14 protein-coding genes are annotated in these 21,613 nt (G+C 36.5%); 11 read left to right on the top strand and 3 right to left on the bottom strand.

Translation table 11 applies throughout. The features are described 5' to 3' along the window. Positions 1-19 precede the first annotated feature (19 nt). The 7 genes from ACNQFZ_RS06470 to ACNQFZ_RS06440 all read left to right on the top strand — a co-directional run bounded on the left by ACNQFZ_RS06470 (position 20) and on the right by ACNQFZ_RS06440 (position 12,801). Positions 20-901 carry an ATP-binding protein gene (locus ACNQFZ_RS06470; RefSeq protein WP_458414506.1) on the top strand — a complete coding sequence of 294 codons (882 nt, stop codon included), beginning with the start codon at positions 20-22 and terminating at the stop codon, positions 899-901. 9 nt (positions 902-910) lie between these two features. After that, the gene (locus ACNQFZ_RS06465) at positions 911-2,833 is read left to right on the top strand and encodes a vWA domain-containing protein (protein ID WP_458414505.1); all 1,923 of its coding nucleotides are present in this window, start codon (positions 911-913) and stop codon (positions 2,831-2,833) included. Between the two features lie 884 nt (positions 2,834-3,717). Further along, the gene (gene yhbH / locus ACNQFZ_RS06460) at positions 3,718-4,887 is read left to right on the top strand and encodes a sporulation protein YhbH (protein ID WP_458414504.1); all 1,170 of its coding nucleotides are present in this window, start codon (positions 3,718-3,720) and stop codon (positions 4,885-4,887) included. Positions 4,888-5,425: 538 nt separating this feature from the next. Then, on the top strand, positions 5,426-8,086 hold the full coding sequence (locus ACNQFZ_RS06455) for an EAL domain-containing protein (RefSeq protein WP_458414503.1): 2,661 nt from the start codon (positions 5,426-5,428) through the stop codon (positions 8,084-8,086). 71 nt (positions 8,087-8,157) lie between these two features. Next, entirely contained in the window at positions 8,158-10,086 is a 1,929-nt protein-coding gene (locus tag ACNQFZ_RS06450) for a DUF342 domain-containing protein (protein ID WP_458414502.1), read from the top strand. A 150-nt stretch (positions 10,087-10,236) separates the two neighbouring features. Further along, entirely contained in the window at positions 10,237-11,214 is a 978-nt protein-coding gene (locus ACNQFZ_RS06445) for a copper amine oxidase N-terminal domain-containing protein (RefSeq protein WP_458414501.1), read from the top strand. 60 nt (positions 11,215-11,274) lie between these two features. Beyond that, positions 11,275-12,801 (top strand): FAD-dependent oxidoreductase, encoded by a 1,527-nt coding sequence (locus ACNQFZ_RS06440; RefSeq protein ID WP_458414500.1) that lies wholly within the window; start codon positions 11,275-11,277, stop codon positions 12,799-12,801. A 51-nt stretch (positions 12,802-12,852) separates the two neighbouring features. On the opposite strand, the gene mreBH is transcribed toward ACNQFZ_RS06440, so the two are convergent. Further along, positions 12,853-13,863: a rod-share determining protein MreBH gene (gene mreBH, locus ACNQFZ_RS06435; protein WP_458414499.1), complete on the bottom strand. Its 1,011-nt coding sequence runs from the start codon at positions 13,861-13,863 to the stop codon at positions 12,853-12,855. Between the two features lie 142 nt (positions 13,864-14,005). Between mreBH and ACNQFZ_RS06430 the strand changes: the two genes are divergently transcribed. After that, the gene (locus ACNQFZ_RS06430; protein ID WP_458414498.1) at positions 14,006-14,368 is read left to right on the top strand and encodes a group I truncated hemoglobin; all 363 of its coding nucleotides are present in this window, start codon (positions 14,006-14,008) and stop codon (positions 14,366-14,368) included. 110 nt (positions 14,369-14,478) lie between these two features. Here the strand turns inward: ACNQFZ_RS06430 and ACNQFZ_RS06425 are convergent, their stop codons facing one another. Beyond that, positions 14,479-14,820 (bottom strand): cupin domain-containing protein, encoded by a 342-nt coding sequence (locus ACNQFZ_RS06425; RefSeq protein ID WP_458414497.1) that lies wholly within the window; start codon positions 14,818-14,820, stop codon positions 14,479-14,481. Between the two features lie 107 nt (positions 14,821-14,927). After that, positions 14,928-15,740, bottom strand: a complete 813-nt coding sequence (gene speD, locus ACNQFZ_RS06420) for an adenosylmethionine decarboxylase (RefSeq protein ID WP_458414496.1) — start codon at positions 15,738-15,740, stop codon at positions 14,928-14,930. 258 nt (positions 15,741-15,998) lie between these two features. Between speD and ACNQFZ_RS06415 the strand changes: the two genes are divergently transcribed. The 3 genes from ACNQFZ_RS06415 (at position 15,999) to putP (ending at position 21,580) form a co-directional block, all read left to right on the top strand. Beyond that, positions 15,999-18,161 carry a putative bifunctional diguanylate cyclase/phosphodiesterase gene (locus ACNQFZ_RS06415; RefSeq protein WP_458414495.1) on the top strand — a complete coding sequence of 721 codons (2,163 nt, stop codon included), beginning with the start codon at positions 15,999-16,001 and terminating at the stop codon, positions 18,159-18,161. A 133-nt stretch (positions 18,162-18,294) separates the two neighbouring features. Then, positions 18,295-19,842 (top strand): L-glutamate gamma-semialdehyde dehydrogenase, encoded by a 1,548-nt coding sequence (pruA, locus tag ACNQFZ_RS06410; protein WP_458414494.1) that lies wholly within the window; start codon positions 18,295-18,297, stop codon positions 19,840-19,842. Between the two features lie 265 nt (positions 19,843-20,107). Then, positions 20,108-21,580 (top strand): sodium/proline symporter PutP, encoded by a 1,473-nt coding sequence (gene putP, locus ACNQFZ_RS06405; protein WP_458414493.1) that lies wholly within the window; start codon positions 20,108-20,110, stop codon positions 21,578-21,580. The last annotated feature ends 33 nt before the right edge of the window (positions 21,581-21,613 follow it).

Below are 21,613 nucleotides of genomic sequence, written 5' to 3'. Positions count from 1 at the left end.
CAAGAAAGGACAGTCACCAATGAATATTGAATCACTTCAACTGCCCCCGGATATCGAGGGAATTTTAAAAAATAAGCGCAAGCGACAAGACAATGAATATGGTTATTTAGTAGGTAAAGGAGGCTATAGGCCTGCAGACCAAAGCGTTGTCCATGATGCGATAGTGGCTCTAGCACTTTGCAAAAATGTGTTATTAAAAGGTCCGACAGGCTCTGGAAAAACAAAGCTTGCTGAAACGCTTTCTGCTTTATTTTCACAGCCGATGCATAGTATAAATTGTTCAGTTGATTTAGATGCGGAAAGCATGCTTGGGTTTAAAACAATTTCCAATGAGGGTGGGAAGACCTCTATTGAATTTGTTGAAGGCCCTGTCATTAAAGCGATGAAGCAGGGACATTTATTATATATAGATGAAATTAATATGGCAAAACCGGAAACATTGCCGATTTTAAATGGTGTGCTTGATTATCGAAGAATGCTTACAAACCCTTTTACAGGTGAAGTGGTCAAAGCTTCTCGTGATTTTACGGTGATTGCCGCGATTAATGAAGGATATGTGGGGACCGTACCTTTAAATGAAGCGTTAAAGAATCGCTTTATTGTGTTAGAGGTGCCTTATATTCAAGGTGATTTTTTGAAGCAGGTTTTAAAAGAACAGTCAGGGCTGAAGGACGAGAAAGTAGTGAATCAGTTCGTAACGTTTTCAGCCGATTTAATAACGCAAGTAAGAAATGGCCAAGTTTCTGAGGAAGCGGCCTCCATTCGCGCTTTGTTGGATACCTGTGATTTAGCAAAATATTTGCCTCCGCTTAGAGCAATACAAAGAGGGATCATAGAAAAACTTGACGATGAACGTGAAAAGGCAGCGGTTAGAAACATTGCCGAGACGTTGTTTGAGTGAGGTACATCGATGAATTTTATTAAATTTAATGAAGATAAAGTGGATTCTTTTTTGTTTATGGAGTTATCCGATCTTGCTAGAACACTTACGAAAAATAAACAATTAGAGGTAGAGTACGGCTATAAGTCCTATTATGATCCACATGATTGTAAAATCATTATCAGTCGTTTTTGGGATGATTATTCAAAAACGGAAAAACGCTTTGGATTATTTAGTGATGTTTTTTTGAAAAGTATGAGCAGTACTGCCCATTTCGACAAAAGGGTTGCCGGGGAAATAATTGAAAGGTCAACAGGTCGCCACCTCGTTAGTTTTACGAGACAATTATTTGTACTTTTAGAGGAGCTGCGGCTTGAGGATATATTTACCAAAAAGAGACCTGGATCAAAAAAGGTTTTCGCGATGAGAAGACTAATTTTTAGGCGCTATTTTGCAAGTCAATTGAATGTTAATATAACGCATAGTGTCTTAACAGATGCATTGTTTAATGCCATCTATCTGATGTTAGCTGCGGAATCACCATATAGTAGTATTCCAGACATTCATCCTGAGATTGATCCGGTCATTCCATTTGTACATTCTGAGGTTACAAAGGTATATGATGCCAAATCAACGACGGATTCTGCGAAGATAACCTTTTCAGTCATTGATGTCCTAGAGGAAATTTTGCAAGCGGATATGCTCAATCTTTACTTTTTTCTATCAGAAAATGTTTATAAGATTTTTGAAGATGAGCTGACCATGGACGATTTGGTCCGGAAAAAGGCTTTGAAGAATCAAGATGTGATGAACAAAGAAGCGGATGGAGATGAAGATGTACATTCAGAAAAGCTGCCAACATGGCATCAAGAAACAGAGGATAAAACGAAAAGCTTTCTTAGGTTTGAACTGGATCAAGGAACACAAACGGACTTGATGGGCGAAGGGGTTCGGGAAGGGGAAGCAAGTGATCAGGCTTTGGCTATTGTTCAGGGAAAATCAAAAGAAGCAAAGCATAGCGACTTTTCTGAGGCTGAAGCGTTGGTTGCTTATGAACAAGATGGACTAGTAGATGTTAAAGCAGGAGAAAAATACGGGAAGGCAAACAAGTTTGCGGTAGCCATTCAGGTGCCGTTAGCTCCTACTACAATCCAGGAGAAAGATCAATATGAGCATTTTAGAAAGATCATTTCCCCATACCAAAAAAAATTAAAGCAAATGATTCAAAAAACACTGGAGCATAAAAAAATTCTTCCACGCGAAGATTTGAATATTGGTAGATTAAATAAAAAGCTGATTCGCTACTTTACGGATGAAAACCCAAGGCTATTTTATAAAAAAAATCAGCCATCACCGGAAATTGATGCAGTCTTCTCTTTGCTCGTGGATTGTTCAGCTTCCATGTATGACAAGATGGATCAAACTAGGCTCGGCATTACGTTATTTCATGAGGCATTATCCGGTGTAAAGGTACCCCATACTATTGTAGGTTTTTGGGAGGAATCCAGTGATGCTACCGATTTGCGGCAGCCCAACTGCTTTAAAACAGTAGTCGATTTTGTAAACTTTCAAGATAAGAAATCTGGGGCAAACATTATGCAACTGCAGCCAGAAGAAGACAATCGCGATGGCTTTGCGATTCGGCTGATGGTTGAGAAGCTGCTCATGCGGCATGAAAAGCAAAAGTTTTTGCTTGTATTTTCCGATGGGGAGCCGGCGTCCTTCGATTATGTAGAAAATGGCATCATTGATACCCATGAAGCGGTCGTTTCCGGCCGTAAAAAGGGAATAGAAATCATCAATGTTTTCCTTGCCAATGGTGAAATTACCGAAAGCCAACAAAATACCATTAAGAATATTTACGGCAAGTATAGTATTTTAGTACCTGTGATTGATGAATTGTCGGATATCTTATTTCCTCTTTTGAAAAAGTTGTTGTTGCGGAGTATGTAGGGGGGGGCGTGTGGAATCAAACGGGCTATTTTCTACCTCCATTACGGGAGCGATGAAATATAATGGATGAATGCGGAAAGACTTTTATATATCCTTCAACTTTTGTCCTCATATAACGAAAATGAAGACAGTATCCATTAGCATAGACGCCATTATGTCCACAAAAGGCAAGAATGAAGACAGTATCCATTAGCATAGACGCCATTATGTCCACAAAAGGCAAGAATGAAGACAGTATCGATTAGCATAGACGCCATTATGTCCACAAAAGGCAAGAATGAAGACAGTATCCATTAGCATAGACGCCATTATGTCCACAAAAGGCAAGAATGAAGACAGCATCGATTAGCATAGACGCCATTATGTCCACAAAAGGCAAGAATGAAGACAGTATCCATTAGCATAGACGCCATTATGTCCACAAAAGGCAAGAATGAAGACAGCATCGATTAGCATAGACGCCATTATGTCCGCAAAAGGCAAGAATGAAGACAGTATCCATTAGCATGGACGATATTATGTCCACAAACAGCGGAAATGAAGAAAAGGTTTACTAGCTTCCTTCGACTTTTGTCCTCATATTCATTACCGTTCAAACTGATAGCTAACAGGATCAACCTACATCATACCTCCTCACCTATATCCATTATATTGACTATCAATTTGAAAAAAATACCACATATAGTACGTGTCCATTTTATGGGAAAAGTAAAAATTGTATAGCAATTATTTAAATAAACTGCATAGGATAAAGTAAACTCTTTTTACACAGACACGTCTTTTCGCTTGTAATGTGCGAAAGTGCTGCCTTCCACATTTAGCATATGAGGTTTCAAATGGATTGTGACAAAAGTGAATAAATCTGCTTAAGGAGGGGAAATAAAATGTCAGCTGACAATAATAAGAATTTTGTAATTTCTGAGGAAGACTGGTCCCTCCACCGAAAAGGCCATGATGATCAACAAAGACATCAAGAAAAGGTAAAAGAGGCTATCAAAAATAATTTGCCAGACCTTATAACAGAAGAAAATATTATCATGTCTAACGGTCGGGAAGTCGTAAAGATTCCTATTCGCTCATTAGATGAATACAAAATTCGTTATAGCTATGATAAAAGTAAACACGTTGGCCAGGGTGAAGGGGATAGTCAGGTAGGCGATGTTGTTGCCCGTGATGGTTCAGGTGAGAAAGCCCCTGGTAAAGGATCCGGGGCTGGCGACCAGGCGGGTGAAGATTATTTTGAAGCAGAAGTTTCCCTAATGGAAATTGAAAATGCTCTATTTAGGGAGCTGGAGTTGCCAAATCTTCAGCAAAAAGAACGTGATGAAAATGTAGTGGAGGATATTGATTTTAATGATGTCCGCAAAACTGGTTTAATGGGGAATATCGATAAAAAGCGGACACTCAAAAATGCCTTTTTACGAAATGCAATGCATGGAGAACCTAGTTTTCAACCAATTTATCGTGAAGATATCCGCTTTAAAACTTGGAATGAAGTCGTGAAGCCGGAATCAAAAGCCGTTGTCTTGGCAATGATGGACACGTCAGGTTCAATGGGAATCTGGGAAAAATACATGGCCCGCAGCTTTTTCTTCTGGATGACAAGATTCCTGCGGACTAAATACGAAACAGTTGAAATTGAATTTATTGCCCACCACACAGAGGCAAAGGTTGTCTCTGAAGAAGACTTCTTCTCAAAAGGAGAAAGCGGGGGGACAATTTGTTCATCTGCATATCGCAAAGCATTGGAAATCATTGAAGAAAAATACCATCCAACTAAATACAATATTTATCCATTTCACTTTTCAGATGGCGATAATTTAACATCAGACAATGCCCGTTGTGTGAAATTGGTGGGTGACTTGATAAAGGTAAGCAATATGTTTGGCTACGGCGAGGTCAATCAATACAATCGTCACAGCACACTCATGACTGCCTATAAAAACATTACCGATGAAAAATTCCGCTATTATATTTTAAAACAAAAATCAGATGTATATACAGCAATGCGCAGCTTTTTCCGGAAGGAAGATGAAAGTAAGGCGTTTGTATAAATCCCTGTAAATGCAGGGATTTTTATTTTTTTTAACAAAATTCAAAGATTCACCAAAAATATGTAAAAATAACCCTTTTTTGGATGATAGTTTTTACTTACTGTGAGAAAAATCATATTTTTATTCAAATATATTTGGTAATATAGTCCTAAAAATGTAAAAAATGGGCATTAAAAAATCCTAGTTATACTGCACTTTGCGGTTTGATCAGTATATTTCTTCTTCTTTTCTTCATTGTTATTTCATACTATTTTCACAATTGTCACTAAGACGTGATAGATAAAATGGTAATATAGAACTATGAAGAAGGATGAATGGGGCATACAACTTGTTATATTTAATACTGAACCTAATGAACCTGCGAAAATGGTCTCATTACATCAAAAAGGATTTTGATGGTAATGTAAGATTATTATACAGTGATAATAATAATCATTGTTGATTAATTAAACAGAAATGCAATCGATTATTTGATAGGCAACCATATAAAATTGCTAGTAGCAAATATGTAAATTCAATGAAGAAAGAAGGGTACAAAATGAAAAAATCACTTTATGTTAAACTTGCTATCTTTTTTCTGATTATTACAACAATTAGTGGGGGAGTGTACCATTTTGTAACGACTTCTTTGACAAATAGTAAAAATATTAGCTACATCATTAATGAAGTTGGACGTGAGCGAATGCTCAGTGAAAAAATAAGCAAAAAAGCGATTCAATTAGTTCTTTTAAATAATTCAAATACGAAAAATGATTTGATTTCTGCGGAGAATGAATTCGAGGATAATTTAAATAGAATTAAAAGGGAGATAAAAAATGAAAGATTTAAAACTATTAAGGAAGAGTTAAATTCAAATATCGAAACAATTGAACAGCAGTGGTCTTTGGTAAAAACTGATATTGATCAACTTCTTTCTGATAGGGAAAAGCATGTATTAACTATTGGGCAAATGGATGTTAATAGTGACAAACTACTACTTTCCCTTGATAAAATAGTCCGTTTGCTTGAAAAAGAGGATAGTAAATCCTTACAAGGTCTTACTACAGATAACATTTTATTACTCTCATTTAATCTGATTTTTATAATAATTTTATTTGTCATATGGAGATTACTCGTTAGTTTATCAAATAGTGAAAAGAAATACCGCATACTTATAGAAAATTCTCCACTGGGAATCATGATGTTCAAGGATAGTAAGGTTAAATTTATAAATAAATTTGCTTTACAAAGTCTTGGTTTTTCAAGCGAAATGAAGATTATTGGTAAACCTATTTATACGTTCATTCATCCAAAATACCATGAGCTCGTGACAGCACGACTTAATTGTGTTCAAGAAAAAAATCAAGTAGCAGACCTAATAGAAGAAGAATGGGTAAAAGCTAATGGCGAGGTAATTATTGTTGAAGTAATGTCAATTCCTTTTTACATCATGGGTAATAATATTAATTTGACAATTTTCCGTGATATTACGGAACAAAGACGTTCTAGCAATTACTTTAAAGAGCTTATTAATATAAAGGAAGCATTGGAAAAGTCAAGTATAGTCGAAATAACGGATAACGAAGGGGTTATTCAATATGTAAATGATAAGTTTTGCGATATTTCAAAATTCAAGGCAAGCGAAGTGGTTGGGAAAACTTATCGAATGCTTAAATCCAGCTATCATACACAAGAATTTTACAAGGTATTATGGGAGACAATTTCGCAAGGAAAGGTTTGGGAAGGACAAGTTAAAAACAGGGCAAAGGATGGCACTTTTTACTGGACTCAGACCATTATTATTCCTTTTATCAATAATAACGGTGAGCCTTATCAATATCTTACTATTAGAAATGACATCACTGATAAAAAAGAAGCTGAAGAGGAAATACATCTATTAGCGACAAAAGATCATTTAACACAATTATTGAATCGAAGGGCGTTTGAACAAAAATTGCAAGAACAAATCAATCGGCAGGAAAGTGTAGCAGTTTTCTTTTTAGATTTAGATCGGTTTAAATATATTAATGATTCATTGGGGCATAGTATTGGTGATATTCTCCTAAAATTAGTTGCAGATAGATTAAGAAAGATAGCAGAAGATGCCTCTACAGAGTCAGCTATTTCCCGATTAGGTGGGGATGAATTTACTATTTTATTTAAATATACTGATAAAAGGTGTATCTCAAAATTTGCTAAACAAATTATTAATGAAATTAAACGTCCTTTTCTTCTTGGTGAAAAAGAGCTATTAATTACGTGTAGTATTGGAGTTAGTATTTATCCCGACCATGGTAAAGATTTCGAAACCTTAATGAAAAATGCTGATGTAGCCATGTATTGGTCCAAACAAAATGGAAAAAATGATTATTCTATTTACCAAAACCATATGATTGAAAAATCTGCAGAAATTATGGAATTAGAGTTGGAACTTCGTAAGGCTGTAGACAATAAGGAGTTTGTACTCTATTATCAACCTAAAGTAGATTTGTTTACAGGAGAAATTGTTGGTTGTGAAGCACTTATTCGTTGGAATCACCCTTCTAAAGGTCTTATTTCTCCTACCATATTTATTCCATTAGCTGAAGAGACGGGCCTTATAAATGCAATAGGAGATTGGGCACTAAAAGAAGCTTGTAGAGAATGCAAAAAATTGCATGAAGAAGGGTTTTCCGAATTACAGATGGCGGTGAATATTTCAGTTTATCAATTAAAGCAAGAAAATTTTGTAAGTACGATTGAGAGTGTGTTACAGGAAACTCAACTTAACTCTAGATTTTTGGAGTTAGAAATTACAGAGAGCATTTCAATGCTTTCAAGGTCCAATAAAATAAATAAACTATATGAGTTAAAAGAAATTGGGGTTAGCTTGGCCATTGATGATTTCGGTACCGGTTATAGCTCTTTAAAATATTTAACTAAAATGCCAGTGGATACATTAAAAATCGATAAGTCGTTCATAGATGAAATTGGAAGGTCTAATCATTTATCTGCACTAATGATAAATGCCATTATTTCTTTAGCCAAATCTTTAAACTTAGAAGTCGTTGCTGAAGGAATTGAAACCGAAGAACAAATGAATTATTTGACTAGACATTATTGTGATGTTGGACAAGGCTATTTAATTAGTAAACCATTAAAAGCGGACGAACTGGAAGAGTTTTTAAGTTCTTTTTATTACTCACAGCATAATACATTAAAACCTATTGCTGAGCTCTAGCAAAAATGCCTGCACATTCGAGCACGTATTTTTGTACACTCTTTTATTTATAATAAATGGGGGTCACTGTTATGGATATGGATAAAGAATTAATGAAACTTATTAATTCATTATTTATTGAAGATAAGCAAAGGTCTAAAGTGTTAGAAAATCAAAACGAAGAAACTACAAAGAGGAATCCTTACGAACCTTTGGAGGATGATGGTTTCATTGAAGTAAGAGATCATCAACTATTTGTGAAAAATCCCCAGAACAGTGGACGTACACCTGTGATTTTATATTCTAAGGAATTATGTTTATTGATAAATGGAAAAAAGGTATATAAGGATACAACTGTAAGTAGTAAAGATGTAATTGAATGGAGTGTAAATAGGCACTATAGACCGTTTGAAATAATTGTCTCAAAGGATAAAATGAAAGTATTTTTAAAGTTGTCACCTGAAATAGCCACAGAGTATAGGCTGAAAGATAAGAAGCGTTCAGTCAGATTTAAGATAGAAGTAGTGCGAATTCAAAAAAAATTTGATATTAGGAATTTATTTTCAACAATAATTGAGAAGATTCATGAAAAGGGAATTCTTGCTGATATTAAAATGGATGTGATTTATAAGGAATTAATACATCCGACATTTGAAGAAATCCTAATTGCAGAGGGCATTCCAGTTATAGATTCTAGAGATGCTTCCTTAGAAGTATTATTTTCAGAGCAAAAGGAAGAAGTTCTAGATGATGTTGGGGGGCGCATTGATTTTCGGAATCGTATTAAAATTCCTTCAGTAAATATTGGGGATTTAATTGCAATCCTTCATAGTTCGATTGAAGGAAAGCCGGGTATGAATGTTTATGGAATAAAAATACATCCAAATCCTCCAAAGCAAATGACCTTAAGAGCTAAATCAAATGTTAAAATCACCGATGATGGGAAGGTTTATGCTTTAAGTAAGGGACGACCAACAATTACCGGAAGAACTACTAAAAATATAGACATTTTGCCAACCTATGAAATCCGGCGTGATGTTGACATGAAAACAGGGAATATCTTCTTCCATGGTGATGTTATTGTTAATGGAAATGTTAAAGAAAATATGAGAATTGAATCTTTAGGGAATGTCACAATCTATGGAAGTGTTTATTCAGCTGCTATTATTTCAGCTCAAAATATTGAGGTAAAAGGTGTTGTAATCAATAGCAGACTATATGCAGGAAGCCATGGTATTCTGTATTCACAGATTTATGAAGTAGCACAAAAATTAGAATTAGATATTAAAAAAGTAATAACCGCCTTTAACCTAATCATGAATGTTATCTCCAAAAAATCACAAAAAATAAGAAAAACTTATATCTTTTTCTTACTAGTAGAACAAAAGTTTAAAAGCGTAATGGTTGAAGTAAAAAAGATGAATAAAATCATTTCAGAAATCGAAAGTTTAAATATCAGCATTCCAATGCAATTTAACATTTTAAAGAGAATGCTTTATACGATTTTTGATAATAAATGCTCTTTAATGGAAGATAATTTGCCGAACATTCTTGATAGTCTTCTATTTGCTATTAAAGAAGTAACCACTCTCTGCGAGAATTCAATACAGGAAGATAGTAGGATTGAACTTGGAGAATCTGATATGTCGGAAATTAAAACGAACGGAACCATAACTATTAGAAAAAGTGGAGTTATCAATTCTAATATTTTTGCCGGTAAGGATTGTATATTACAAAGTGAACATGCTGTTGTAAGGGGTGGGAGAATTTATGCATTAAGACAAATTATCGGTGGAATTATAGGTTCTGAAGGTGGGGATTGTCCGCACTTAATTGCGAATGAACGAATGTATTTAAGAGAACTTCATCATGGGAAAATTACAATTAATCATCAAACGAAAATTTTTGAAGAAACTTTAAAAAGTGTCGAATTTTCAATTGAACATTCAACAAAAACAATGGTTTATTATAGTTTAGGAAACAAACAAGCGCAAATAAATGAAAATAATAAAACCCCCTAAAATATTTGTCCTTTAAAAAATTAAGTAATAGCATAAATAATCCTGAAAGCCGGCAGAGATGCTGGCTTTTGCTATTTGGATTTGCGGTGTATAATGAAGTGGTAAATATTACAAGTTATGAATACTTATCATAAGTAGGGGAGAGTCTGGATGAAGAAAAAACATATTAAACTCATAATGGCAGCGACTATGACAGCCAGTGTTGTTACACCGTTTGTTGTGCCATCAATTTCTTATGCCAATAGTAAAAATATTGTAGATAGAATCCTACCAGTTGATCAAAATTTTTCTAGTGATAAAATGCCTGGCGTATTATCCTATTTACTTATTAAAGAAGATGATCTGAATTTTACCACGGGTGACACCTTCCGATTAACAATGCCAGCGGGAGCGAACTGGCTTACAGGTCACTATTCACCGAAGACATCATTCAGTGGTTCGAATGGTGCAAGTCTAACAGTCCTCCAATCTACCGAAAAGGATTTGGAGATGGAAATTACCGGAACATGGGAAAAGGGTACAGAATCAGTACAGATTCCGTTGTACTTTGAAATCGATGGAGGAATTGGTGAGCAGAAACTAACTGTTGATTCAAGGGGGGCAACCTTATCAGCTGGTGAATATACATTCGCAAATGTCCCTGGGGAAAAAGTAGTAATCATGGTTCCAAATCCAAAGGATGATGAAGTAAAAAATGGTCCCAACGATCCTGAGCAACAGACAGTGCCATCTGTAGAGGAAAAAGGAAAAGACAATAAGGTTGTTTTCAAAATTGGTGATAAAACATATACACAATTCGGCACACTAAAGACGATGGATGTTGCGCCATTTATTGAAGCAAATCGCACATATATTCCAATTCGCTATATTGCTGAGGCAGCAGGCATTCAAGAAAATAAGATTAACTGGGATCAAGCAACAGGTCAAATTAAGCTTACAAAAGAGAATCGTGTCATTAACGTAACAGTAGGCTCTAAGATTATGAAAGTAAATAATGAGAACATGAAAATGGATGTTGCTCCAAAAATAGTGGATGGCCGTACATTTCTTCCGTTACGTGCTGTTGCAAAAGCGTTAGGTACAGATGTGATTTGGAATGAGGCTGACAAAACAATCACAGTTAAGTAGGATGAAAGCAAGAGAGGATTCTCTTGCTTTTAACTTTATTCATTAAAGGAGCTGATCAAAGTGTCTAATAGACAATCCTTTCATTATGATGTTATCGTAATTGGCGGAGGGGAAGCCGCTCTATCTGCAGCTATTGCAGCAAGAGAGGAAGGAGCAAGTGCTGCCATCATCTCAAAGGGGAAGGTTGGGCTTGGCGGCTCTTCGGTTATGGCCAATGCTGTTCATTCTGCTATTTTCTCACCTGGTGACTCATCAGAAGCATTTTATCAAGATATTCTGAAAGGCAGTCGATACATAACAGATAAAAAGTTAGCAAGAATTCTTGCGGAAGAATGCACGGACCGGGTGGAAGAGCTTGAGAAAAAATATAAGATTTACATCGAGCGTGAAATGCAGGTTAGTACACCAGGTCATTCTTTTCCGAGAAGAGTATATGTTGGACATGGCTTTGGGAAAAATGTTACAAAAACACTTTCAGAATACGCGCGGGAAATCGGTGTCGAATTTCATGAACAATCAACGCTGATTGATTTGATTAACAATCATAATTCCGTCAGTGGAGTAATAGTTGAAAATAATCATGAGCTTTTAACCTACTACTCTGACTCTGTTATTCTAGCAACAGGCGGGTTTGGTAGTTTATATGATTCATCCGATAATCCAAGAGATGTGTCGGGGGAAGGAATTGGGATTGCTTTTCGGCATGGCGTCAACCTCGTTGATATGGAGTTTGTTCAGTTTTATCCCTATCGCTTAAAGGAGCCCGCCAACATTGATGTGTTAACCAAGATTTTTGCCAAAGGTGCCTTTCTTGTAAATGAGGCAAATGAAAGATTTATGGAAAAATACCCGCGCAAAGAACTCGAAACAAGAGATGTTTTGTGTTTTAAGATGTTTAAACAAAATGCGGTCTACTTAGATTTTTCGCAGGTGAATGAAGATATTTTAGAACAAGATAGCCCCCAAGTTTTTCGCCTTTATAAAAAAGGATACAAGGGTAAGTGGGCCATGCAGCCGGTTCAGCATTACTGCATGGGGGGCATCCAAACAGATGAATGGGGCAGAACGAATGTAGTTGGATTATATGCCTGTGGTGAATGTACGGGTGGACTCCATGGAGCAAATCGCCTTGCAGGCGGCTCGCTTTCTGAGACTCTTGTCTTTGGAACTAGAGCGGGGAAAATGGCAGCAAAAGAAAGTAATCGGGCTACGAACAAAATGGAAAGCAGCCTGTATGAACAGCATAAGGGGAAAAGTGGCTTACCAAAAGAAGTGGAACAAGAAATCCTTCAAAAAGTGAAAAGCATCATGTGGACAAAGGTTGGAATCGAAAGATCGACGGCAACCCTCGAGGAGGCTACAAATCAGCTAGAAGTGATTGTAGGGCAGCTTGAAGATCTAAATGGAATCCCTGCTTTACAGACAGCAGATAAAGTTAGACCAGCTTGGGCTGCAGCCTTTGCTGCTGCAACAAGGAAAGAAAGCCGTGGGGCACACCAACTCCAAAATATAAAAGAAGAAAAGCAAGAGTGGGAACGGAAAATTATCATTCAACATAATCATAAAGCTATTTTGAAAGAGGTTTAAGGGAAGATGGAAAAAAAGAAGCAGGCATCTCCTGCTTCTTCCTATTAACTACTAATGTGCAACCTTTTGTAACTTCTCAATAAAACTTAACGCTTTACCTGTTCCGATTGCAACGGATTCGAGTGGTGCTGGTGCAAGATGAACAGGTAAATTAATTTCGTTACTCAGCCACTCGGTTATACCTTGTAAAAGAGCTCCTCCGCCGGTAATAATTATTCCAAAATCAACAATATCGCCGCTTAACTCAGGTGGACATTCTTCAAGCGTCATCCGGATAATATCTACTATTTGCTCCAATGATTCTTTGATTGCTAAATGAACTTCCTTTGAAGATAATGTAATTGTTTTAGGCAGTCCTGTTACTAAAAATCTACCACGGGCATTGAAGGTTAATTCGCTATGATCTGGAGTTGCAAAGCCGACATTGATTTTTATTTGCTCAGCAGTCTGTTGGCCGATAAGCAATTTGTAATTATTCCGTATGTATTGAGCAATGTCGTCATCAAATTGGTTACCGCCAATTTTCAATGAATGACAGGCAACGACACCTCCATAGGAAATAATTGCAACTTCCGTTGTACCTCCGCCTATATCCACAATCATATTCGCGATGGGCTCGTCCACTGGCAATTCAGAGCCGATAGCGGCCGATATCGTATTTTCAATGATATGTACCTGCTTTGCACCACAACTTTTAATGGCATCAACAATGGCTCGACGTTCTACAGGTGTTGAATTAGTTGGAGCTGCAATCACAACATTTGGCTTTCTTAATGCAAACTTGCTTCCATTACTGGCCTTTGCCATCAATAGTTTCAGTATTTGGGAAGTCCGATTATAATCGGAAATAACGCCATTTTTTATCGGATAAATAATTTCTAGATGTTTTGGTGTTTTGCCAATCATGTTTTTTGCTTCGTGCCCCAAGGCTACAACCTGATTTGTCGTGGAATCAATTGCAACCACGGAAGGCTCATTAAAGATAATCCCTTTTCCTTTTTGATGTATTAATATATTTGTAGACCCTAAGTCAATCCCAATCCATGTATTATTTGTAAACATATAAATCATCCATTCTTTGTAAAGAAATACTTTCCCGTTATAATAATTCAATGGCAAGTTCCGTTTTTTGGGGGTCGCAGAATAATTTTAAGAAAGATGAAGAAACTACTCTTTGTGATATTACAAAAGGGAGGGTATTACAGTGGAACAATCGCTTTATGAAAAAATTGGTGGGGCATCGGCAATCGGAAAAGTTGTGGATTATTTTTACGATGAATTGGTCCTAAAAGATGAGACTGTCAATCAATTTTTCAAAGAAACGGATATGGACAAGCAGCGCGAGCACCAAACGAAATTCATTAGTTTTGCATTAGGAGGCCCCAATCAATATTCCGGTGAATCAATGGCCAAAGCGCATCAAGGGATGAATTTGCAGCCAGAGCATTTCAGTGCAATCGTGAAACATTTGCATGATGCCTTAGCGCATTATGGGGTAGAAGAAAAGGAAATTGACCTGGCACTAAGCAAGGTTGCATCATTAAGGGATGATATCCTGTATCAATAATAGGAGAAGCCCTCTCCAAAAAGAAAAGCCAGTAACGGACTGGCTTTTTCGCTTTGTTCTCAAATAACAAAAAAGTCCTTCAGCTAGGGATGAAGGACTTTTCTTCTACTTTATATATTCTTAGCAAAATTCTCATTTGGTATTTTATTTAACGCCACATAAAGGCTAACCGGATTACTGCCGCTATTTTTGAAAGCCATTCTTTCTTCACTGCTGCAATGAACGACATCGTTGGCTGTAACAGGAAGTTCTTTTCCATCAATGATAAACGTTCCATCGCCCTCAAGAACAAGTAAATAAACTTCTGTTCCCGGGTGAGTATGCTCCGGAAGCTCTTGGCCAGGCTTGAAATTTAAAACAAATACTGTGCTGCCGCCCTTATTGTAGATAATCCGTTTTGTGAATTTTTCATCGCTATATTCTTTAAAAGCTTGTAATGATTGTTTTTCCAATTTAAAAAACTCCTTTTAACTCAATATTTTCAACGAACACCCTACTGTTAGTGTGCCACACTACTATGAAAACTAAAGTGATTTTTATCAAAAAATAAATTTTTTTACTACCCATTGGTAATATTCTTTCCGTAAAAGATCTCGTCCATTTCAAGTTTAAGTTTCTTTTCAATTGCGAACTGTTCATCAAGCGGTAATTTCTCCTTTGTATACCCAAATAAATAGTTATCCAAATCAAATTGTTTTAACTTACATTTTGTATGGAAGATATTTTCCTGATAGACGTTGACATCAATCATCTGGTATAAAGATTTAACACTGTCAGGTATGTAATTTTGAATCGAGTTGATCTCATGGTCAATAAATAATTTGTGGCCAGTAATATCCCTCGTGAATCCGCGGACTCGGTAATCAATCGTCATTACGTCTGTTTCAAAGGAATGAATTAAATAATTCAGTGCTTTAAGTGGTGAAATCTCTCCGCAGGTTGAAACATCAACATCAGCACGAAAGGTGCTAATGCCTTCATCTGGATGTGATTCTGGGTAAGTATGGACAGTAATATGGCTTTTATCAAGCTGTGCAATCACTGACCCTGGAATGGGTCCAGGCGATTCTTCGAAGGCTTCCACTGGTGATTCATCAACAGGGCCCTCGGATACTAAAAGGACGACACTTGCACCTTGAGGAACATAATCCTGCTTAGCGACATTTAGTATATTTGCCCCTATGATTTCTGTTACATTTGTTAAAATTTTTGTAAGTCTATCAGCATTATATTGTTCATCGATATAATTTATATAAGCTTCACGTTCCTCTTTTGTTTTTGTATAACAAATATCGTACATGTTGAAGCTTAAGGATTTCGTTAGGTTATTGAAACCATGTAATTCAACGACTTGCTTTGGTGTCAGCTTCATTTTTTTTAAAATCTCCTTTTTCCATTGTTCTTTTTTATGTTTGTTTAAATGGAGAAATAATATACAGTTTAGCTAATAAATATACCTAAAATAGTTTATTACTATAAACTAAACAGTCTAAAGACCCATCTTTTGAAAAATACTAGTTTTGTAACATTAGATGGGTATATAATGCCACTAAAGGGAAATTTAGTAATGAATGTTTAAAACTATTAATACATCTATGAGCTTTAAAGACTACATTAGGGGAGAATCTATATGACTAGATATGCCGAAATTCGCCCAACCATTATTTATTTAATATTTGGACTACTACTTGCCTTAGCAACTTCTTTTATTAATCTGACATTTGGTATAACTGTTCATAAAAATCCTTTTTCCATACATTTTATTCTTGAAATGTTTAGTATTTCTGTTGCCTTTGCGATTGCAGCCCAGTCGTGGATGGTTTTCCCACATACACTCTCAAAACATCGCTTACTATTAGGAGCGCTTTTTTTAACAGTGGGTTTATTCGATCTTTTCCATATTCTTACTTATCAAGGAATGCCATTTTCAGGTGAAATTTCTAGTCAAGATGAACATTGGTTTTGGTTGATTTCCCGCCTGACATTAGCAATCGGATCCGTCATTTTATTTAGTCAAACTGGGAAGTATCTACAGAGGAAATATCGTACATATGCCTTTTTGATTGTTGCTCTTTATATTGCTGCATCCTCGCTCTTTATTTTTAAAGGTTCCGATATTTTGCCCCATTTAGTCACAGCCGAAAATGGCCAAACGATGATGATGGTATTCATAGAATGTCTTATTATTGGTGCTTTTATTGGGACAATCGTGATTTTAAGCCAATTGTATCGGAATACGAGAAATGATTCCTATCAAGTATTAGTAGTCGCTTATGGTTTATCATTATTATGCGAGTTCATACTAATGATAAATATGAATAATAGTAGTTTACAAAATATTATTGGCCATCTTTATAAGATATCAAGCTATTACTTTTTTATGAAGGGTATTTACACTGCGACAATTGAAGAACCATTTTTAAAGCAAAGAGAAGCGCAAATTGCTCTTAAAGAAAGTGAAATGAAACTTGAGGCCGTAGTGGAGAAAGTCAACTACCTTGCATATCATGATGAGTTGACAGGATTGTCAAATCGAAACTTCCTTATCAACTTTTTGGAAGAAAAAATAAATAGTTCCAGAACAAGATTTGCGCTCGTTTCAATTAATTTAAATCGTTTTAGAAATGTGAATGACACTTTGGGGAATGATATGGGTGATTTATTTCTCAAATCGATTGCAGAAAGATTAAAAGAATTCCAAAGTGGGGATGCAGTTCTATCAAGGATGGTTGCCGATGAGTTTATGTTTTACATTCCAAACGAGGATAATCCAAACGAACTCATTCATTTTGCAAATTCGATTCATAAACGCCTCGAAGAGCCGATGATTGCCAAGGGGTTTAAATTTCACATTACATCTTCAATTGGGATTACTTTGTTTAATGAAAGCATGGCAGATACTGGTCAGTTCATTAAGCAGGCACAGCTTGCTATGCATGAAGCAAAGAAAAATGGGCAAGCGGTGATGATTTATCATCCTGATATGAATAAAGAACTGCTTGAAAATCTCTTATTGGAAAATGATTTGCGGCAAGCTCTCGGTCGGAATGAATTAATCCTGTATTATCAGCCTCAAGTCAACATCGAAACTGGTGAGATCATCGGTGTAGAAGCATTAATCCGCTGGAATCATCATAATAAAGGAATGATTTCACCAGGTAAGTTCATACCGTTGGCGGAGGAAACAGGTTTAATAATCCCGATTGGGAAATGGGTGCTTGAGCAGGCATGTGAGCAATTAAAAAAATGGCATGAAAAGGGGATGACACCGTTACGGTTATCTGTCAACCTTTCATTACGGCAACTATTTCAAGAGGATTTAGTAGAAACGGTAGCTACAGTATTAGAAAAATCAAAAATCAATCCTAACTATTTGGAACTGGAAATAACCGAAAGTATGGCAGGAAATTCAGAAAGGGTCATTTCCATTCTTCAAAGTCTAAAAAAATTAGGTGTACGCATATCTGTTGATGATTTTGGAACAGGATATAGTTCTTTAAGTTATCTATACTCATTTCCAATAGATCAATTAAAAATAGACCAATCATTCATTATGAATTTATTTACAGAAGAAAACAATAAAGTCATTGTAAGTACGATTATTTCGATGGGGCAGAATTTAGGGCTTGAACTGATTGCGGAGGGTGTTGAAACGATGGAACAAATTGATTTCTTAAGATCTTATAAATGTGTTGGTGTCCAAGGATTTCTCATTAGCCGCCCGCTGCCAGCAGGAGAACTTGAGCACCTACTAAACGAAAAAAAGATATTCCTAAACAGATATACAAGTTAAGTAAAACAATGCAATAGCCGAAAAAAGTCAGCCTGGTGCTGGCTTTTTTTTATTCTGACAAATTAAATTTCGTACATTATAAAAGCTATCAGATGAATATTAATATCATAAGAACAGAAAAAGGGGTGATTTTATGTTTACACCATATAAACATGAACCACTTACTGATTTTTCGATTGAAAACAATCGAAATGATTTTGCTGCTGCTCTAGAAAAGGTAAACACGTTAATGGGCAAGGATTATGACTTGGTCATTAACGGTGAGCGAATGTCGACGGAAGAAAAAATAGTATCTATAAATCCCGCAAATAAAGAAGAAGTAGTGGGCTGTGTTTCCAAGGCTAATAAAGATTTAGCTGAAAAAGCAATGCAAGCGGCATCAGAGGCATTTAAAACATGGAGAAATTGGGATCCGGAAGCGAGAGCAGGAATTCTCTTTCGTGCTGCTGCAATTACGCGCCGCCGTAAACATGAATTCTCTGCTTTATTAGTGAAAGAGGCAGGTAAACCTTGGAAGGAGGCTGATGCAGATACTGCAGAAGCCATTGATTTTATGGAATATTATGCACGTCAAATGATTGAACTAAAAAATGGAAAACTGGTTAAAAGCCGTGAAGGCGAACGCAATCAATACATTTATCAACCGTCAGGTGTTACGATTGTAATTCCTCCTTGGAATTTTGCATTTGCAATTATGTGTGGTACAACTGTAGCCCCAATCGTTACTGGTAACACAGTTCTTCTTAAGCCTGCAAGTAACACTCCAGTAGTTGCCTCATGGTTTGTAGAAGTATTAATGGAGGCTGGTCTTCCAAAGGGGGTAGTAAACTTTGTTCCAGGCAGCGGCACCGAAGTGGGTGACTATTTAGTTGACCATCCCAAAACTGCATTAATTACGTTCACAGGGTCTCGTGATGTTGGTCTTCGTATCTTCAGTCGTGCAGCTGTCGTTCACCCTGGTCAAAAGCATTTAAAACGTGTCATTGCTGAAATGGGTGGTAAAGATACGGTGGTTGTTGATAAAGAATGTGATATTGAATTAGCAGCTCGCTCAATCTTCACATCCGCATTCGGTTTTGCAGGCCAAAAATGTTCTGCAGGATCTAGAGCAGTAGTACATGAGGATGTATATGATCAAGTATTACAACGTGTTGTTGAATTTACGAAAGCAGCGGTTACTGGAAATCCAGAGAAATATGAAACATATATGGGACCAGTTATTGATCAAGCTTCATTTAATAAAATTATGGAATATATTGAAATCGGTAAAAAGGAAGGACGTATTGTTGCCGGCGGCAATGGTGATGATTCAAAAGGGTACTTCATTGAGCCGACGATTATTGCTGACCTTGATCCAAATGGTAGAATTCAACAAGAAGAAATCTTTGGTCCTTTATTAGGGTTTTCCAAATTCAAGACTTTCGATGAAGGACTTGAAATTGCTAATAATACTGAATATGGCTTAACCGGCGCACTTATTTCCAATAATCGTGAGCACATTGAGCGCGCGAAGCGTGAATTCCATGTAGGAAACTTATATTTCAACCGCAACTGTACAGGTGCAATCGTGGGTTATCAGCCATTTGGAGGATTCAATATGTCTGGAACAGATTCAAAAGCAGGTGGGCCGGACTATTTAACACTTCATATGCAAGCAAAAACGATTAGTGAATGGCTATAAATTACCCTAATATAGTAAACAAATGGCAGGGTTCATTTTATCCTTTAAACCTGCCATTTGTTTTCTTTGTGACTCTGTTGTTTTACATAGTGGAAACCGAATATTCGAAAAATTATATTTATAGGAAAATTATAAAATTATATTTGAAAAACGTTCGCAAAATCATAAAAATTGTGTAATATAGAGATAGCTCAAATACTACAGAATAATACAAAAACTGACATATTGGTTTCTAAATTGTGAAAAATATTGAGGGGGAAAGCACTTGGGAAATAACTTGCAATTATTAATTTCCGTTAGCGTATACATGATAGGGATGCTTTGGATAGGTTACTACGCTTATAAACGGACTTCCAATTTATCTGATTACATGCTTGGTGGCCGTGGTCTTGGTCCAATGGTAACCGCGCTAAGCGCCGGAGCATCCGACATGAGTGGATGGCTTTTAATGGGCCTTCCTGGTGCTATGTATGCAACGGGATTAAGCGCTTCCTGGATTGCAATCGGCTTAACGTTAGGAGCTTGGGCAAACTGGATTTGGGTAGCTCCACGTTTAAGAACGTACACTGAAATAGCCAATAACTCGATTACAATTCCTGGTTATTTGGAAAATCGTTTTGAAGATAAATCAAAACTGCTTCGCTTAATTTCTGGTCTAGTTATTATGGTCTTTTTTACCTTTTATGTATCAGCGGGCATGGTGTCCGGAGGGGTACTATTTGAAAGTACCTTTCATATTAGCTATCACACAGGTTTGATTATAATTACAGCGGTGGTAGTTGCTTATACATTGTTCGGTGGTTTCCTAGCAGTAAGTTTGACGGACGCAGTTCAAGGTTTAATCATGGTGTTGGCCTTAATTCTAGTACCTGTTGTAACAATTATAGTTGTTGGTGGTTTAGATACATCGTTTTCAGAGATTCATCACGTTAATCCAGCATTACTAGATATTTTCAAAGGTACCAGCTTTTTAGGTATTGCATCTTTATTCGCATGGGGCCTTGGTTATTTTGGACAACCTCACATTATCGTGCGTTTTATGGCGATTACACATGTGCAAGAAATGAAAAAAGCGCGCCGCATTGGGATAAGCTGGATGATTTTCTCTGTGGGTGGGGCAATGTTTACAGGTCTTATCGGTATTGCTTATTATTCCGTCAATGGAATTACATTAGACGACCCAGAAACGATTTTCATTATGTTAGGAAACATTTTATTCCATCCAATTATCACAGGTTTCCTTATATCAGCAATTCTTGCAGCAGTAATGAGTACGATTTCATCACAGTTGCTTGTTACTTCTAGTTCCTTAACAGAAGATTTATATAAAACATTTTTCCGCCGTGAGGCATCTGATAAAGAATTGGTGTTCACAGGACGATTGTCAGTTTTACTTGTTTCCATCGTTGCCTTAATCCTTGCTTGGCAGAAAAACGATACAATTCTAAATCTTGTTGGCTATGCTTGGGCTGGATTTGGTTCTTCTTTCGGACCAGTCATTTTACTAAGCTTATATTGGAAGCGGATGACCAGATGGGGAGCACTTGCTGGTATGATTGTCGGAGCAGTGACTGTCATTGCTTGGTCTAACGCTGGCTTATCTGATTTCCTTTATGAAATGATTCCAGGCTTTACTGCAAGCTTATTAGCAGTCTTTCTTGTAAGTTTAATGACGGCTAGACCATCTGGTGTGGTGGAAGAACATTTTGCACAACTAGAAGAGGCGGTTAAACAATAAGTAAAAAACTCTATAAATAAAAAATGTCATGTA

This window comes from Schinkia acidoalkalinis (genome assembly GCF_054301215.1).
Note: the sequence above shows the minus strand (reverse complement) of the source record. Positions and strands in the feature narration are given on the sequence as shown.

Coding starts and splice junctions, on each gene's coding strand:
- ACNQFZ_RS06470 (WP_458414506.1), top strand. CDS start 20: ATGAATATTGAATCACTTCAACTGCCCCCGGATATCGAGGGAATTTTA.
- ACNQFZ_RS06465 (WP_458414505.1), top strand. CDS start 911: ATGAATTTTATTAAATTTAATGAAGATAAAGTGGATTCTTTTTTGTTT.
- yhbH (WP_458414504.1), top strand. CDS start 3,718: ATGTCAGCTGACAATAATAAGAATTTTGTAATTTCTGAGGAAGACTGG.
- ACNQFZ_RS06455 (WP_458414503.1), top strand. CDS start 5,426: ATGAAAAAATCACTTTATGTTAAACTTGCTATCTTTTTTCTGATTATT.
- ACNQFZ_RS06450 (WP_458414502.1), top strand. CDS start 8,158: ATGGATATGGATAAAGAATTAATGAAACTTATTAATTCATTATTTATT.
- ACNQFZ_RS06445 (WP_458414501.1), top strand. CDS start 10,237: ATGAAGAAAAAACATATTAAACTCATAATGGCAGCGACTATGACAGCC.
- mreBH (WP_458414499.1), bottom strand. CDS start 13,863: ATGTTTACAAATAATACATGGATTGGGATTGACTTAGGGTCTACAAAT.
- speD (WP_458414496.1), bottom strand. CDS start 15,740: ATGAAGCTGACACCAAAGCAAGTCGTTGAATTACATGGTTTCAATAAC.
- ACNQFZ_RS06415 (WP_458414495.1), top strand. CDS start 15,999: ATGACTAGATATGCCGAAATTCGCCCAACCATTATTTATTTAATATTT.
- pruA (WP_458414494.1), top strand. CDS start 18,295: ATGTTTACACCATATAAACATGAACCACTTACTGATTTTTCGATTGAA.